We start from the raw sequence: 16,043 nt of genomic DNA on the forward strand, positions 1-16,043 counted from the left end.
GGATATGGGTGTCTCGGCCGGCGCGGGCAAGCGCCGGCGGCAGGCCGGCGGCTACAGCGAGGCGGCCAGCGAATCCGGCGCCAGCGACACGTTGCGCTTGACCTCGCCGGCACCGCCCAGCGGCGGCAGGGTGGCGCCGTCGACGAGAACCTCGAGGCCGCCGGCATTGCCCATGCGCAGCAGCAGATCGTCGCGATTCGGCACCTTGTAGATCTCGCCTGCCTTCAGCAGCCGGGTGAACACCTCGGCGCCATTGCCGTCGGTGATCTGGATCCAGCAGTCGGCGGTCGCGCGCAGCAGCACGCGGGCATCGGTGTTGACATCGCCATAGACCGCGGTCGCCTCGGCCTCCAGCGCCTGCACCGAGGCCGGCACCTGGCTCGGCTGGCCGCCGATGGCCGCGACCACGGCGGGGTCGTACAATTCCAGGTCCTCCGGCACCTCGGCGTCGCCCGCCCCGGGGAAGCCGAGCAGCGACGGCGACAGCGCCGGTCCCGGCGCGGCCGGCGCGACCGCACCGTTCAGCGATCCGCCGAGCAGGTCGTCGGCGTCGCCCAGCGACGCCGCGCTGGCGCTCGAGAACTCGATGACCGGCCGGCTTTCCTCGACAACCGTCTCCGGCTCCGCCGTCGCGACGTCCTTCGGTGCCTCGTCGTCGGCCACGGGATCGCTGGCGGCGGCGCCGGCCATGCTGCGGGTGACCGTGGTCGCGGGCGGCGTCGGCCCCGCCGCCACCACGCTGCCGTCGATCCCGGTCAGCGGGGCGCCGGCCGCCAGTTCGTCGGCCACGCCGGCGATGGCATCGCTCTCGTTGGCCAGGCCCGGCGGCACTTCGGCCACCATCGGCCGGTCGGCAGTGTCGCCGCTGCCGAAGACTTGCCAGACGCCGTAGCCGACGATCGATACCACCACGAGGATCGCCACCATCGCGGTGACGGGAAACCGCGACTCGGGCGGCTCGGGAAAGACCAGTGCGGCGGGCTTGCCGGTGTCGGACCGCTCCTCGCGATAGCGGCGCACCACCTCGTCGCCGTCGAGGCCGAAATAGTCCGCATAGCTGCGCAGGAAGCCGATGACGTAGGGACGGCCGGGAAGGTCGGCGAATCGGCCCTCTTCCAGGGCGTGCAGATAGACGACCCGAATGCGCAGCGCATTGGCGACGTCGCGCAGGGTCAGCCCATAGCGCTCGCGCGTTTCGCGCAGCATGGCTCCGACGGTCGACAGATCGACCCGCTGCCGTCCGCCGCCCACGATCTCAAGGGAATCATCGCTCCCGGAGTGGAGCGCGTGCACGTGTTCCGTTCGCTTACCCAAGTTCAGTTTTCCCTCTACGGCCCGCCCGGGATTCATTGACCGCGCTTGCGCGCTGGCCCCGGTTCCGGCCCGCGATCGCCTCCAAACCAAGAGCGCTCTATCGGCGGACGTCCTCCTTCCTCTTGCTCTGGCTGTCTAATGCACTTCCGTTAACCAGATCAAGCCCACGCGCCCCAACAAAGCGATTTATTTGTCACCAAAGTCTAAACGACGACGCCATGGTCGCGGGCAAAGCCGCGCAGCCGGCCGCGCAGCGTGCGATCCGGCGCCGCGAGCAGGCTGCGCACGAAGCCGCCGACCGCCCCCGCGTCAAGCGAGCGCACCATCGCGCGGACCGGGCCGACCGCCGACGCGGCCATCGACAGCGAGCGTACGCCGAGGCCGATGCAGGCCATCGCCTCCAGCGGCCGGCCGGCCATTTCGCCGCAGATCGTGACCGGCACCTGCGCCCCGGCGCAGCGGTCGACGATCGCCGCCAGCAGCGACAGCGCCGGCGGCGACAGCACGTCGTAGCGGCCGGCGACGCTGGGGCTGCTGCGGTCGGCGGCAAAGGCGAACTGCATCAGGTCGTTCGACCCGATCGACACGAAGTCGACCAGCGGCAGCAGCGCCTCCAGCTGCCAGACCAGCGACGGCACCTCCACCATCACGCCGACGCGCAGCGGCTGCGGCAGCGGCAGGCCGGCCGCCGTCGCGATGCCGAGCTCCTTGTCCAGCACCGCGCGGGCACGCTGGAATTCGTCGACGTCGGCGATCATCGGGAACATCAGGCTGAGCCCACGGCCGACGGAGGCGGCGATCAGCGCGCGCAGCTGGGTGCGCAGGATCACCGGGCGATCCAGCGACAGCCTGATCGCGCGCCAGCCCATGGCCGGGTTCTCGTCGGCGCCGACCTGCGGCCGGAAATAGGGCAACGCCTTGTCGCCGCCGACGTCGAGTGTGCGGAACACCACCTCGCGCTCGCCGGCGATGCCGACGATACGCCGGTAGATCTCGGTCTGCTCGGCGGCATCCGGGAAGTTCGGACGCACCATGAAGGCGATCTCGGTGCGGTACAGCCCGATCGACTCGGCGCCGGTCCGCTCCAGCTGGGACAGGTCGGCCTGAAGGCCGGCGTTCAGCCGCAATGCCACCCGGTGGCCGTCGACCGTCACCGCCGGCTGGTCGCGCTCGGCCTCGTAGCGCGCGCGCAGCAGCGCCCGCGCCGCCACCGTCTCGCTCACCGTCGACAGCACGTCGTCGCCGGGCCGCACGAACACCTGCGCACCGTCGCCGTCGACCACCAGCGGGTCGTCGCGCTCGACCTGGGCCAGGATGCCGCGGGCGCGGCCGACCATGGGGATCTCCAACGCCCGTGCGACGATGGCGACGTGCGAGGTCGGCGAGCCCTCCTCCAGCACCACGCCGGCCAGCCGGTCGGACATGAAGTCCAGCAGCTCCGCCGGGCCCAGGTCGCGGGCGACGATAATCGCCTGCGGCGGCAGGTCGTCGGCGGTGATCTGGGCGCCGGTGAGGTGCATCATCAGCCGGTTGTTGACGTCGTCGACGTCGAGCAGCCGCTCGCGCAGATAGGGGTCGCTGATCTGGGCGAAGCGGGCGCGCATGTCGTCGCCGACCCGCTGCACCGCGGCCTCGGCGGTCAGGCCGGTGTCGATCGCCTCGCGGATGCGGCCGAGCCAGCCGCGGTCGTGGGCGAACAGGCGATAGCTCTCCATCACCTCGGTGTGCTCGCCGGTCTCGACGGTCCAGGACAGCCGGTCGAGCATGGCATCCACCGCCCGCTGCATGGCCCGCACCGCGTCGGTCAGCCGGTCGTGCTCCGCCTTCGGATCCTCGGCGACCAGCCGGGTGGTCTGCGGCTGGCGGCTGTGCGGAAAGGCGACGCCGATGCGCAGCCCGGCGCTGAGCCCGATCCCGCTGATCCGCAACGGTCGCAGCGCCAGGCCGTCGGCGGGGCGCTGCTCGCGCGGGTCGACCAGTTCGCCGCCGGCGATCATCTCCGCCAGGACCATGGCGATGGTCTCCAGCGTCTCGACCTCCTCGTCGGCATAGTCCCGCGGCGAGCGGTTCTGCACCACCAGCACGCCGGTGACGCGGCCGTTGCGCAGCACCGGGACGCCGACCAGCGAGTGATAGGCCTCCTCGCCGGTCTCCGGCCGGTAGGCGAACCGCGGGTGGCTGGCGGCATCGGCAAGCCGCAGCGGGCGCGCGTGCGCCGCGATGTCGCCGACCAGTCCCTCGCCGACCCGCAGCCGGGTCTGGTGAACGGCGGTCTTCAGCAGGCCCTCGGTGGCGAACAGCTCCAGCACGTCGCCGGCGCGCAGCACGTAGATCGAGCAGACCTCCGCCACCATCTCGCGCGCGATCATCGTCGCCAGCCGGTCGAGCCGGGCCTGGGCGCTCTCGCGCGAGGCCATCACGTCGCGGGCGCGCTGCAGCATCCGCCGCGACGCGGTCCAGGTGCCTCTCCTCGGTGCCTGCTCCGGCATCGGTTGCGCCGCTCCTAGCGGCGCGGGACGGCCGCCCGCCCGCCCATCAGACGGCCATCGTCCGGTCGCGGCGCGCCCTGGCCACCAGGGCAGCCACCGCCTGGTCGAACAGCTCGTCCAGGATCGCGCGGGTGGTCTGCTCGCCGGCGACCATGCCGACGCTCTGCCCGGCCATCAGCGAGCCGCGCTCCACGTCGCCGTCGACCACCGCGCGGCGCAGCGCGCCGGCCCAGAAATGCTCGACCGCGAGCTGGGCCTCCTTCAGCTCCACCGCGCCGGCATCGAGCTCGCCGATCAGCCGGCGCTGCATGGCGGCGAATTCCTCGGTCGCCTTGTTGGCGAGCGCGCGTACCGGGATCACCGGCAGCCGCGGGTCGAGCTGGGTCGACGGCACGGCGTCGCGCGCCGCGGCGCGGATGAACGCCTTCTTGAAGTTGGGATGGGCGATGGACTCGGTGGCGCAGACGAACCGGGTGCCGATCTGGCAGCCGGCCGCGCCCATCTCCAGGAACTGGACGATCGCCTCGCCGCGGCCGATGCCGCCGGCCACGAACACCGGCACCTCGTCGACCGCCGGCAGGATCTCCTGCGCCAGCACCGCGGTCGAGACCGGGCCGATGTGGCCGCCGGCCTCCATGCCCTCGATGATCAGCGCGTCGACCCCGTCGCGCACCAGCTTGCGCGCGATCACCGGCGCCGGCGCGAAGCACAGCAGCCTGGCGCCGCCGGCCTTGATCCGGGCGATCGCCGGCCCGCGCGGCAGCCCGCCGGCCAGCACGATGTGGCCGACGGCCAGGTCGAGGCAGACGTCGATCAGCGCGTCGAGCTGCGGGTGCAGCGTGATCAGGTTGACCCCGAACGGCCGGTCGGTCAGCGCGCGGGTCGCCTCGATCTCGGCCGCCAGCACCTCCGGCGGCATCGAGCCGGAGGCGAGCACGCCGAACCCGCCGCCGTTGGAGATGGCGGCGACCAGGTTGCGCTCCGACACCCAGGTCATCGCGCCGCCCATGATCGCGCGCTCGCTGCCCAGGAAAGCGCGGCCGCGGGCCGACAGCCCATCCAGATAGCGGCGCGCGCGGTCGAACTCGGCCTCGCCGTCGTCCGGGACGGCCGCCGCCGCGCGCTCGCTCATCCGGTCGTGCATCGCCTCAGGCCGCGTCCAGCCCGTAGGCGCTGTGGAGGGTGCGCACGGCCAGCTCGGTATATTCCTCCGCGATCAGCACGCTGACCTTGATCTCCGAGGTCGAGATCACCTGGATGTTGATGCCTTTCTCGGCCAGCGCGCGGAACATGGTCTGCGCCACGCCGGCGTGGCTGCGCATGCCGATGCCGATGATCGACACCTTGGCCACCTCGGCATCCGGCCGCATCGCACGGAAGCCGATCTCGCCGGCCCGCGCGGTCAGCACCTCCGTCGCCTGCTCCAGGTCGGTCTGCGGCACGGTGAAGGTCAGGTCGGTGACCTTGCCGTCCTCCGACACGTTCTGCACGATCATGTCGACGTTGATGGCGGCGTCGGCCAGCGGGCCGAAGATCGCGGCCGCGACCCCGGGCCGGTCCGGCACGCCGAGCAGGGTCATCTTGGCCTCGTTGCGGCTGTAGGCGATGCCGGTGACCAGTTGCTGTTCCACGATCTCGTCCTCGTCCACGACCAGGGTCCCGGGCTCGTCGGCGAAACTCGACAGCACCTGCACCCGGACACGTTCCTTCATCGCCAGCTCGACCGAACGGGTCTGCAGGACCTTGGCGCCGAGGGATGCCGATTCCAGCATTTCCTCGTAGGCGATCTTACTGAGCTTGCGGGCCTTCGTCACGATGCGCGGGTCGGCGGTGTAGACGCCGTCGACGTCGGTGTAGATGTCGCAGCGGTCGGCCCGCAGCGCCGCGGCCAGCGCCACCGCGCTGGTGTCGGAGCCGCCGCGGCCCAGCGTGGTGACCCGTCCCTCCGGGCTCAGCCCCTGGAAGCCCGGCACCACCGCCACCCAGCCGTCGGCCAGCGTCTGCTCGATGCCCGCGGTGCCGATCGAGGCGATCCGCGCCTTCGAATAGGTGTCGTCGGTGTTGACCGGCAGCTGCCAGCCCAGCCACGAGCGGGCCGGCACGCCGATCCGCTTCAGCGCCAGCGCCAGCAGGCCGCTGGTCACCTGCTCGCCGGTCGAGACGACCACGTCGTACTCGCGGCCGTCCTCGCGCAGCCCGATCTGCGCCACCAGCCCGATCAGGTGGTCGGTCACGCCGGCCATGGCCGAGACCACCACGGCGAGCTGGTCGCCGTTGGCCTTCGCCGCCTTGACCCGCTGGGCCACCGCTTCGATCCGCGGGATGTCGGCGACGGAAGTGCCGCCGAATTTCATGACGATGCGCGCCATAGTCCGCTTCGCGCCGCCGCGCGCTCCGTTTGTCCGTCCTGTCGCCTCAGGGAAACCCGCCGCGCCGGCCGGGATGCCGGTGGACGGGGAAATGCACCTGCGTCATGGTGCTGGGTTTGAAGCCTGCGTCGGCGAACCCATAATCACAATGCGACCGGCGCGCAAGCCCGTGGCCGGGGCCGAAACGTTGCGGAGGTGGGCGCCATGGCGAGGGCGAGCGGACGGGTCGATACCGAGCATGGCAGCGGCACGATCGACCCGGCCGAGATCGCCAAGTTCGCCGCCATGGCCGGCGACTGGTGGGACCCGGACGGGGCCTACCGCCCGCTGCACCGGCAGAACGCCGCGCGGCTGGGCTTCATCCGCGACGGCCTGTGCCGCCACTTCGGCCGGGACCCGCTGTCGCTGTCCTCGCTGGCCGGCCTCGCCGTCGCCGACGTCGGCTGCGGCGGCGGCCTGGTGGCGGAGCCGCTGGCCCGGCTCGGCGCCGCGGTGGTCGGCGTCGACGCCACCGAGGCCAACATCGCCGCGGCCCGGCACCATGCCGACGGCCAGGGGCTGGCAATCGACTATCGCTGCACCACGGCCGAGGCATTGGCCGAAGCGGGTGCCCGCTTCGACGCGGTGGTGGCGCTGGAAATCGTCGAGCACGTCGCCGACGTCGCCGCCTTCCTTGCCGCCTGCGCCGCGCTGGTCGGGCCGGGCGGGGTCGTCGTGCTGTCGACCATGAACCGCACCGCGCGCGCCTTCGCCATGGCCATCGTCGGCGCCGAATACGTGCTGCGCTGGCTGCCGCGCGGCACCCACGACTGGCGCCGCTTCGTCAAGCCGTCGGAGCTGGCGCGCCAGCTGCGCGCCTCGGGCCTGGCGCTGACCGACCTGACGGGGCTGGTGCTGGACCCGCTGCAGGGCGGCTGGCGGCTCGACCCGCGCGACGTGGCGGTCAACTACATGGCGCTGGCGGTCAAGCCCGCCTGACTCCGCCCGCGCACCTGCGCCGCCCGGCGCAGGCCACGCATCCGCGCCATCCGGCGCAGGCCACGCATCCGCGCCGTCCGGCGCAGGCCATTGCGCCGCCCGGCCCGGCCGGCTAGAACCGCGCTGCGGCCCATCGGATGGCCGCAGCGTTCTCAGGGCGGGGCGGAATTCCCCACCGGCGGTGATCACGCAAGTGAAAGCCCGCGAGCGCCCGCCGGTTTCGGCGGGGTCAGCAGACCCGGTGCGACTCCGGGGCCGACGGTCACAGTCCGGATGGAAGAGAACGGGAAGCGCGCAGGCGGGGACCGCCTGCGCCGTTGTCCTGTCTGCCTTGGGTCTTGTGCGTCGCAGAAGGGACAACGCCATGACTCGCCTGTTGCAACTGCCGGCCGCGCCGGCGCTGTCCGGCGCCATGCTGATGGTCGGCGCCGGCATCGTGTTCGCCGCCGTCAACATCCTGGTCCAGCTCGCCACCATGACCTATGGGATCGGCGCGCCCCGCGTCGCGTTCTGGCAGTATCTGGTCGCGCTGGTGTTCTACCTGCCCTGGCTGCGGTCGAAACTGGCCGAATCGTTCCGCACATCGCAGCTATGGCTGCACGGACTGCGCGTGGTGTTCGCCGCCGCCGGCGTCCAGCTCTGGGTGATGGGCTTGGCCACGGTGCCGATCTGGCAGGCGATCGCGCTGGTGATGCTGTCGCCGTTTTTCGTCACCGTCGGCGCCGGCCTGGCGCTGCGCGAGACAGTGACGCCGCAGCGCTGGCTGGCGGTGATCGCCGGCTTCGCCGGCGGCGCGGTCATCCTGGCGCCATGGTCCGACGCCTTCACCCCGGCCGTGTTCTATCCGATCGGCGCGGCCGCGTTGTGGGCCTTCTCCTCGCTGACCGCCAAGCACATGACGCGGACCGAAACGCCGGAGACGCTGACCGTCTACCTGCTGCTGCTGCTGACGCCGGTGAACGCCGCGGTGGCCGCGGCCGACGGCTTCGCGGTGCCGCTGGATGCGGTCGCGCTGGTCATCGCCGCCGCCGGCGCGCTGACCGCCGCCGCGCAGTACCTGCTGGTCAAGGCCTACAGCGTGGCCGACGCCGCCTATCTGCAGCCGTTCGACCACGTCAAGCTGCCGCTCAACGTGCTGCTCGGCCTGGCGGTATTCGGCTTCGTGCCGCCGGGCAGCATGTGGCTGGGCTCGCTGCTGATCGTCGGCGCGTCGTTCTTCCTGCTCTACGACGAGCGGCGGGCGGAGCTGCGTGGCGCCGTTCCATAGCGGGCCCCGCGCGGCCGGCTACAGCATGTCCCTGAGCAGCGCGATCAGCGGCACGTCGGCCGGCGGCATCGGATAGGCCGTCAGCTCGCGCGGTGGCACCCACTTCAGCGCCTGGCCCTCGCGCGGGCGCGGCGTGCCCTGCCACTTGCGGCAGGCGAACACCGGCATCAGCAGGTGGAAGGCGTCGTAGGCGTGGCTGGCGAAGGTCAGCGGCGCCAGGCAGCTGGCATGGGTGTCGATGCCGAGTTCCTCGTGCAGCTCGCGGATTAGCGCGGCCTCCGGCGTTTCGCCGTCGTGCACCTTGCCGCCGGGAAACTCCCACAGGCCGGCCATCGCCTTGCCCTCGGGCCGGCGGGCGATCAGCAGCCGGCCGTCGATGTCGACCAGCGCCACCGCGCTGACCAGCAGCACCGGCTTCGCCCCCTCGGCCGCCTGCCATTCCGCCCGGGTGATCGCCCGCTCCTCCTGTGCGACCGCCGGGCAGGACGGCCGGCAGATCGCGTCGTAGGCGCGGACCAGCCGCATGCCGGCATGCGCCTGCACCCGGATGCTGGCGGCGTTCGAGGCCAGCGCCCGGGCGCGCACCCGCTGCAGGCCGACATGGGCGAAGGCCAGCCGCAGCATCCCGCGCGCCGCCTCGGTGGCATAGCCGCGGCCCCAGAACGGCTTGCCGATCCAGAAGCCGAGTTCCGCCTCGCCGCGCAGGCCGTCGATCACCAGGCCGGCCGTGCCGATCAGGCCCGGCGCGTCGGCCCGCTCGACCGCGCAGCTGAGCGCGCGGCCGCTGGCCAGCCAGTTCTGCGCGGCGGCAACGAACTCGTCCGCCGCGCCGTCGGGATAGGGGTGCGGAATCGAGGCCGTCTTCAACGCCACGTCGGGGTCCGACGCATAGAGACGGACCGCCGCCGCATCCGCGTCCGCCACCGGGCGCAGCAGCAGCCGCTCGGTGCGGAAGGGCAGGTACGGCGGGATACCCGCGGCGTCGGCCATCGCCGGGTCAGGAGCGGTAGTCGGCGTTGATGTCGATGTAGCCGTGGGTCAGGTCGCAGGTCCAGATGGTGGCCATGCCGCGGCCGACGCCGACATCGACCTCGATGTCGATCTCGCGGCCGGCCAGGTGGGCCGCCACCGGCGCCTCGTCATAGCCGGCGACGATGCCGCCGTCCTCGGCGATCGGCACCCCGCCGATGCGGATGTCCAGCCCCTCGCGGCTCGCCTTCTCGCCGCTCTTGCCCACTGCCATCGCGATCCGGCCCCAGTTGGCGTCGCTGCCGGCGATGGCGGTCTTGACCAGCGGCGAGTTGCCGATGCTCAGCGCGATCCGCCGCGCCGCCTGGCGCGAGGCCGCGCCGGTCACGGTCACGGTGATGAACTTCTGCGCGCCCTCGCCGTCGCGCGCCACCAGCTGCGCCAGCTCGACCATGACGTCGCGCAGCGCCAGGAAGAAGGCGCGGGCGCGGCGCTCGCGCGAGGCCTGCACCGGCCTGTTGCCCGCCTTGCCGGTGGCGAACACCAGGCACATGTCGCTGGTCGAGGTGTCGCCGTCGACGGTCACGCAGTTGAAGCTGCGCTCGGCGCAGAAGGTGGTCATCTGCTGCAGCGCCGCCGGCGCCACCGCCGCGTCGGTGAAGATGTAGGCCAGCATCGTCGCCATGTTCGGGGCGATCATCCCCGAGCCCTTGGCGATGCCGTTGATCGTCACCGGCTTGCCGTCGATCTCGACCCGGCGCGTCGCCCGCTTGGCGAAGGTGTCGGTGGTCATGATCGCCTGGGCGGCGGTCTGGAACGCGTCGGCGCTGAGCTCGGCGCCGAGCTTGTGCACGCCGGCCACGATCTTGTCGGGATAGAACGGCTCGCCGATCACGCCGGTGGAGGCCAGGAACACCTGGTCGACGGCGCAGCCGGCCACCTGCGCGGCCGCCTCCGCCGTGGCGCGGGCGGTGGTCTTGCCGATCTCGCCGTTCATCACGTTGGCGTTGCCGGCGTTGACCACCAGCGCCCCGGCCTGCCCGCCGCCGATGCGGGCGCGGTTCCAGTCGATCGGCACGCCGCAGGTCAGCGACCTGGTGAATACGCCGCCGACGGTGGTGCCGGGGTCGAACACCGCCAGCGTCAGGTCCGGCCGGCCGCTGTAGCGCAGGCCGGCACTGCCCGCGGCCAGCCGCACGCCGGCAAGCGGCGGCAGTTCAGCCATGCTCTCCGGCGCCAGCGGCGACGGCGGCAGCGATTTCTTCGCCATGGCGGTCCGGCTATTCGGCCGGGGCCGGCTGCTCCTCCTCGGCCGGCGGTTCGGCGAGGGGCGAGCCGTCAGGATTGAACTTCGCGATCTCGACATCCTCGCGCAGGTCGGCGAGCACGTCGGTGACCACCTGGTTGGCCATCTCGCCGCGCAGCTGGTCGCGCACTTCCTCGAAGCTGGCCTTCTCCACAGCGCGCTTGTCGGTGACCAGGATCACGTGCCAGCCGAACTGGGTCTGCACCGGCTCTTCGGAATAGTGCCCGATCTCCAGCGCGAAGGCCGCCTGTTCGAACTCCGGCACCATCCGGGTCGGGCCGGCCCCGAAATAGCCGAGATCGCCGCCGCTCGGCCCCGACGGCCCGGTCGACCGCTCCGCCGCCAGCGTAGCGAAATCTGCGCCGCCGTCGAGCAGGCCGATGATCTCCTCTGCTTCTTCCTTGGTCTCGACCAGGATGTGGCTGGCGCGGACCTCGAACTCCTCGGGCGCGGCGCCGATCTGCTCGTCGTAGCGCGCCTGCAGCACCTCGTCGGTGAGCTGGGACTGGATCTCGTTGTCGAGATAGGCCTGCTGCATCACCCGTTCGGTGAAGCGCGCGACCGCATCGACCACCTGCGGGTCGTTCTCCATGCCGGCCGAGCGCGCGGCGGCGATCAGCAGGTGGCTGTCGATCGCATTCTCCAGCAGGTTGGCATAGATCATCTCGAACGGGATCTGCCGGTACTGCTCGGGCAGTTCCTGGTACAGCTGCACCACGTCGGCCAGCGTGATCTCGTCGCCGCCGACCGTCGCCACCACCGTCTCCGGGTTGGGCGCCGCTCCGTCCTGGGCAAGGCCGGTCGCCGTCAGGCCGCCGCACAGGGCCAGCGCAAGTGCGCCGACCGACACTGAAAACCGCATGGGCTGATCCTTGTGTGATCGCGTCGCGGCCGGTCCCCCCGGCCCGGCGCCCTTAAAGCATGGGCGGCAGCCCGAAACAAGAGCCGCCCCGGTCGACGCCGGGCCGGGCGCTCAGGCGTCGCTGTCGCCGGGCCAGGGAATGCGGCCCACTTCGATGCCGTCCTCGGCCAGCGCCTCGGCCTCCGCGTCGGTGGCCTCGCCGTAGATCGCGCGCTCGTCGGCCTCGCCCTCGTGGATGCGCCGCGCCTCCGCGGCGAAATCGGCGCCGACATAGTCGCAGTTGTCCTGCACCATCTTCTTCAGCGCCAGCAAGGCGGCGCGCATGCGCGCCATCTCGCGCAGGCGCGGGTCCATCATTGCCTTGGCCTGCCCGGCGGCAACCGGGACGGCCGCGTCGGGCGCCTTGGCCGGCGGCTCCGGCGCCTCGCGGGCCTCGGCCGCCGCCTCGCCCTTGCCGATGCGCGGCGCCATCGGCGCCTTGGTGACCGCGCTGTCGCCGCAGACCGGGCAGCCGACCTCGCCGGCCGCCGCCTGCGCCTCATAGGTGGCGCCGTCGCGGAACCAGCCTTCGAAAACATGGTCGCGGCCGCATTGCAGCGTGAATAGGATCATGGGCGCACCGTCGTCATACGCATGTCACCAATCTGGCGTCGAAGGGGCCGCATGACAAGTTCGCAACCGGAAGCGCCGACTGCGGGCGCAGCCCCGGGCCATGGCCACTGCACCGGCCGCATGCCCGAACCCTGGGTGCTGCACGCCACCCACCTGGTGCCGGACGGCGTTGCCGTGGTCGACCTGGCCTGCGGCAGCGGCCGGCATGGCCGCTGGTTCCTGGCCAACGACCATGCGGTCACGTTCGTCGACCGCGACATCGGCGCGCTGCAGGACCTGGCCGGCCGGCCCGGCGCCAGCGTGCGGCAGGCCGACCTCGAGTCGCCGGCGTTCGACCCCGCGGTGGTGCTGCCGCCCGGCGGATTCGGCGGCGTGGTGGTGGTCAACTATCTGCACCGGCCGCTGCTGCCGGCCATCGTCGCGGCAGTCGCGCCCGGCGGCGTGCTGATCTACCAGACCTTCGCCGCCGGCAACGCGCGCCACGGCAAGCCGTCGAACCCCGCTTTCCTGCTGCAGCCCGGCGAATTGCTGGAGGCCGTGCGCGGCCGGCTGACCGTGCTGCGCTACGAGCACGGCGAGGGCCTGCTCGACCGGCCTGCCGTGGTCCAGCGCATCGTCGCCAGGCGCGAGGCCTGACGCCGGCGCCTACTCCGCCGCCCGGTCCGGCCGCGCTTCGACCCACTCGACCGGCTGCGGCGCCGCGAAACCGCGGCCATGGGCCAGGGCCGGAATCGCCGACCGGGCCTCCTCGACGGCGGCCGGGTCGATCTCTGCCAGCACGATCCCCGGCTCCTCGCCCGCCTCGGCCAGCACCTCGCCCCAGGGCGACACGATCAGCGAATGGCCATAGGTCTTGCGGCCCGGCACCGGCTCGCCGCACTGGGCGGGCGCGAACATGAAGCAGCCGGTCTCGATCGCGCGGGCGCGCAGCAGCACGTGCCAGTGCGCCTGCCCGGTCGGCCGGGTGAAGGCGGACGGCGCGGTCAGGAACACCGCGCCGGCCTCGGCCAGCGCGCGGTACAGCGCCGGGAAGCGCATGTCGTAGCAGATCGTCAGCCCGAACGCGCCGAACGGCGTCGCGGCGGCGACCGCCCGGTCGCCCGGCGCGAAGGTCGCCGATTCGCGATAGCTCTCGCCGCCGGCCAGCGTCACGTCGAACATGTGGATCTTGTCGTAGCGGGCGGCGACGGCGCCGTCCGGGCCGACCAGGTAGGACCGGTTGGCGAGCCGGCCGTCCGCCAGCTTGACGTGCAGCGAGCCGATCAGCAGCCAGATGCCGGCCTCGCGCGCCAGCGCGGCCAGCCGGGCCAGCCCCTCGTGCTCGGCCTCGTCCCGCGCGTTGGCCAGCGTGGCGGCGCGGTTGGCCTGCATCATCGCCACGTTCTCGGGCGTCAGCACCACGTCGGCGCCGCGGTCCACCGCCTCGCGCACCATGCGCTCGACCGCCACGAGGTTCGCGGCCATGTCGATGCCCGACGACGTCTGGACCAGCGCGGCGGTGAAGGTCGCCATCGGCGTCAGGCCGCCAGCAGCGGGTCGAGCTCGCCGCGCCGGTCGAGGTCGTGCAGCTCGTCGCAGCCGCCGACATGGGTGCCGTCGATGAAGATCTGCGGCACCGTGCGCCGGCCGCCGGCGCGGCTCTGCATCCGGCCGCGCTGCTCGGCGTCGCTGGTCACGTCGTATTCGGTGTAGGTGACGCCCTTCTGGTCCAGCAGCTTCTTCGCCCGATAGCAGAACGGGCACAGCATGGTGGTGTAGATCTCGACCTTCGCCAAATCGGCCTCCGTGGTTGGGCGATCCCGTCATATGCTCCCGTTTTCCGCGGAATCCAAGTCCGCGTCCGCCCGCAGGACGCGCGCCACGACCAGCGCGTCGACCGCGCTCGCGCCGGCGCGGGTCAGCGCCAGCGCGCAGGCATCCAGGGTGGCGCCGGTGGTCATCACGTCGTCGACCAGCAGCACGCGGGCGCCGGCGAGCCCGGCCGCCCGGGCGGTGGGCACCGCGAAGGCGCCGGCGACGTTGCGGCGGCGGTGGGCGGCGGACAGGTGGCCCTGCGACGGCGTCGCGCGGGTGCGCCGCAGCAGGTCCGGCGCGGCCGGCACGCCGGTGCGCCGCGCCAGCGCCAGCGCCAGCAGCGCGGCCTGGTTGTAGCGCCGGGCGAACAGGCGGCGGCGGTGCAGCGGCACCGGCACGATCAGCCCGGCGCGATCCAGCAGCGGCGCGCCGGCGCGCGCCAGCCACCCCGCCAGCGCGCCGGCGAGGTCGGTGCGGTCGGCATGCTTCAGCATCAGCACGATGTCACGGGCGAGGCCGCCATAGACCACGGCGGCGCGCGCCTGGCCGAAGCGCGGCGGCGCGGCCGCACAGCCGGCGCAAACCAGGGCGCCGGCGGCGTCGGCCGACCATGTCGGCAGCGGCAGACCGCAGCGATGGCACTGCGGCGGGCCAATGAAGTCCAGCCGCGCGAAGCAGGCGGCGCACAGCACGCCGTCGCTGCCGATCACCGTGCGGCAGCCGATGCAGCGATTGGGCAGCACCATGTCGACCACGCGGCCGAGCGCCGCCCGGACCCCGCCCTGCCCGCCGATCGCGCCGTCGCCCATCGCCGCCGCCCTTGCCGTGCGCCCCGTCCGGACCGATGTTGCACGGATGCGACCGTGCCCGCCGTCCGCGTCCATGCTGCCCGAATGACACCGACGCCGCCAGCGTCGCCGCCGGACCCGGCGGTGCAGCCTTTCGACCGTCGCCAGCTGCGCCGCCAGCGCGAGCGCGCGGCCGCGGGTTTCGACCGGCACGATTTCCTCGCCGCCGAGGTCGCCGACCGGTTGCTCGACCGGCTGGCCGACACCGCCCGGCATTTCGCGCTGGCGCTCGATCTCGGCTGCCACACCGGTGTGCTGGCGCGCCGCCTTGCCGCGCAGCCCGCAGCGGAACGGCGGATCGGCACGCTGCTGCAGTGCGACCTCTCGCCGGGGATGGCGGCACGGGCGGCCCGGTCGGGCGCGCCCGCCTTCGCCGCCGACGACGAGGCGCTGCCGGTGGCGGCCGGTGCGCTCGACCTCGTCGTCAGCGGGCTCAGCCTGCAGGCGGTCAACGACCTGCCGGGGGCGCTGGTTCAGCTGCGGCGCGCGCTCAGGCCCGACGGGCTGCTGCTCGCCGCCATGCTGGGCGGGGCAACCCTGGCCGAGCTGCGCGGCTGCCTGATCGCGGCGGAAGCGGAGCTGTGCGGCGGCGCCGGCCCGCGGGTGGCCCCCTTCGCCGACATCCGCCAGGCCGGCGGTCTGCTGCAGCGGGCCGGCTTCGCCCTGCCGGTGGTCGACAGCGACACGATTCCGGCGACCTATCCGGATGCGCTGACGCTGATGCGCGACCTGCGCGGCATGGCGTTGGGCAATGCGCTGGCGGCACGCCGCCGCGGCTTCACGCCGGCGGCGGTGCTGGCGCGCGCCGCCGCGCTCTATGCCGAACGCCACGGCACCGGCGACGGCCGGATCGTCGCCACCTTCGAGGTGGTGTTCCTGCACGGCTGGGCGCCGTCCGCCGCCCAGCCCCAGCCGCTGCGCCCGGGCAGCGCGCGCACGCGCCTGGCCGACGCCCTGGGCGCGGCGGAACGCAGCGCCGGCGAGAAGGCGGGGCCGGCCCGCTGACCGGCGCCCGGCAGGCCGCCGGCCGGCCCGCTCACGCAGCGTTGATCGGTTTCGGCCATTCGTTAACGGATTGTCACCATCGGCTGTGACCGGGGGCACAGTCGCGACCGCGGCGGCGCTGATACCTGATTGCGTATTGGCGCGAGGCACCGGCTGGCGATCAGCGATGAGCGCCGCAGCGGCCGCGGGGGGCGGTCGCGGTGCCCGCCAATGCCTGACACGGCACCGGC

15 protein-coding genes and 1 riboswitch are annotated in these 16,043 nt (G+C 72.9%); of the genes, 4 read left to right on the top strand and 11 right to left on the bottom strand.

Going from position 1 to position 16,043, the window contains the following annotated elements:
* Positions 1-51 precede the first annotated feature (51 nt).
* The 4 genes from R3F55_08795 to R3F55_08810 form a co-directional block, all read right to left on the bottom strand.
* Entirely contained in the window at positions 52-1,251 is a 1,200-nt protein-coding gene (locus R3F55_08795) for a DUF4115 domain-containing protein (GenBank protein ID MEZ5667511.1), read from the bottom strand.
* Between the two features lie 266 nt (positions 1,252-1,517).
* Complete coding sequence (gene ptsP, locus R3F55_08800) at positions 1,518-3,803, bottom strand: phosphoenolpyruvate--protein phosphotransferase (protein ID MEZ5667512.1); 2,286 nt, start codon at positions 3,801-3,803, stop codon at positions 1,518-1,520.
* Between the two features lie 46 nt (positions 3,804-3,849).
* Positions 3,850-4,935 (bottom strand): nitronate monooxygenase, encoded by a 1,086-nt coding sequence (locus tag R3F55_08805; protein MEZ5667513.1) that lies wholly within the window; start codon positions 4,933-4,935, stop codon positions 3,850-3,852.
* A 16-nt stretch (positions 4,936-4,951) separates the two neighbouring features.
* Positions 4,952-6,172, bottom strand: a complete 1,221-nt coding sequence (locus R3F55_08810; GenBank protein ID MEZ5667514.1) for an aspartate kinase — start codon at positions 6,170-6,172, stop codon at positions 4,952-4,954.
* A 204-nt stretch (positions 6,173-6,376) separates the two neighbouring features.
* Here R3F55_08810 and ubiG point away from each other — a divergent pair, with 204 nt between their 5' ends.
* Positions 6,377-7,150 (top strand): bifunctional 2-polyprenyl-6-hydroxyphenol methylase/3-demethylubiquinol 3-O-methyltransferase UbiG, encoded by a 774-nt coding sequence (gene ubiG / locus R3F55_08815; GenBank protein ID MEZ5667515.1) that lies wholly within the window; start codon positions 6,377-6,379, stop codon positions 7,148-7,150.
* 144 nt (positions 7,151-7,294) lie between these two features.
* A riboswitch (FMN riboswitch) is annotated at positions 7,295-7,439 on the top strand.
* 75 nt (positions 7,440-7,514) lie between these two features.
* On the top strand, positions 7,515-8,417 hold the full coding sequence (locus R3F55_08820; GenBank protein ID MEZ5667516.1) for a DMT family transporter: 903 nt from the start codon (positions 7,515-7,517) through the stop codon (positions 8,415-8,417).
* An 18-nt stretch (positions 8,418-8,435) separates the two neighbouring features.
* Here R3F55_08820 and R3F55_08825 read toward each other — a convergent pair whose 3' ends face one another.
* The 4 genes from R3F55_08825 to R3F55_08840 all read right to left on the bottom strand — a co-directional run bounded on the left by R3F55_08825 (position 8,436) and on the right by R3F55_08840 (position 12,166).
* The gene (locus R3F55_08825) at positions 8,436-9,407 is read right to left on the bottom strand and encodes a bifunctional GNAT family N-acetyltransferase/(deoxy)nucleoside triphosphate pyrophosphohydrolase (GenBank protein ID MEZ5667517.1); all 972 of its coding nucleotides are present in this window, start codon (positions 9,405-9,407) and stop codon (positions 8,436-8,438) included.
* 7 nt (positions 9,408-9,414) lie between these two features.
* Positions 9,415-10,656 (bottom strand): bifunctional glutamate N-acetyltransferase/amino-acid acetyltransferase ArgJ, encoded by a 1,242-nt coding sequence (gene argJ, locus R3F55_08830; protein MEZ5667518.1) that lies wholly within the window; start codon positions 10,654-10,656, stop codon positions 9,415-9,417.
* 10 nt (positions 10,657-10,666) lie between these two features.
* Complete coding sequence (locus tag R3F55_08835) at positions 10,667-11,554, bottom strand: peptidylprolyl isomerase (GenBank protein MEZ5667519.1); 888 nt, start codon at positions 11,552-11,554, stop codon at positions 10,667-10,669.
* Positions 11,555-11,665: 111 nt separating this feature from the next.
* The gene (locus tag R3F55_08840) at positions 11,666-12,166 is read right to left on the bottom strand and encodes a DUF1178 family protein (protein ID MEZ5667520.1); all 501 of its coding nucleotides are present in this window, start codon (positions 12,164-12,166) and stop codon (positions 11,666-11,668) included.
* A gap of 120 nt (positions 12,167-12,286) precedes the next feature.
* On the opposite strand from R3F55_08840, the gene R3F55_08845 reads away from it, so the two are divergent.
* Positions 12,287-12,802, top strand: coding sequence for an SAM-dependent methyltransferase (locus tag R3F55_08845; GenBank protein MEZ5667521.1), 516 nt, complete (start codon positions 12,287-12,289; stop codon positions 12,800-12,802).
* A 9-nt stretch (positions 12,803-12,811) separates the two neighbouring features.
* On the opposite strand, the gene R3F55_08850 is transcribed toward R3F55_08845, so the two are convergent.
* From R3F55_08850 to R3F55_08860, 3 genes are read right to left on the bottom strand one after another with little or no spacing between them, the layout of a single operon-like run.
* Positions 12,812-13,678, bottom strand: a complete 867-nt coding sequence (locus tag R3F55_08850; GenBank protein ID MEZ5667522.1) for a carbon-nitrogen hydrolase family protein — start codon at positions 13,676-13,678, stop codon at positions 12,812-12,814.
* Positions 13,679-13,683: 5 nt separating this feature from the next.
* Complete coding sequence (gene grxC / locus R3F55_08855) at positions 13,684-13,941, bottom strand: glutaredoxin 3 (GenBank protein ID MEZ5667523.1); 258 nt, start codon at positions 13,939-13,941, stop codon at positions 13,684-13,686.
* Between the two features lie 27 nt (positions 13,942-13,968).
* Complete coding sequence (locus R3F55_08860; GenBank protein ID MEZ5667524.1) at positions 13,969-14,769, bottom strand: ComF family protein; 801 nt, start codon at positions 14,767-14,769, stop codon at positions 13,969-13,971.
* Positions 14,770-14,892: 123 nt separating this feature from the next.
* Here R3F55_08860 and R3F55_08865 point away from each other — a divergent pair, with 123 nt between their 5' ends.
* Positions 14,893-15,813, top strand: a complete 921-nt coding sequence (locus R3F55_08865; GenBank protein ID MEZ5667525.1) for a methyltransferase domain-containing protein — start codon at positions 14,893-14,895, stop codon at positions 15,811-15,813.
* The last annotated feature ends 230 nt before the right edge of the window (positions 15,814-16,043 follow it).

Source organism: Alphaproteobacteria bacterium (assembly GCA_041396705.1).
Classification (GTDB): Bacteria; Pseudomonadota; Alphaproteobacteria; order CALKHQ01; family CALKHQ01; genus CALKHQ01.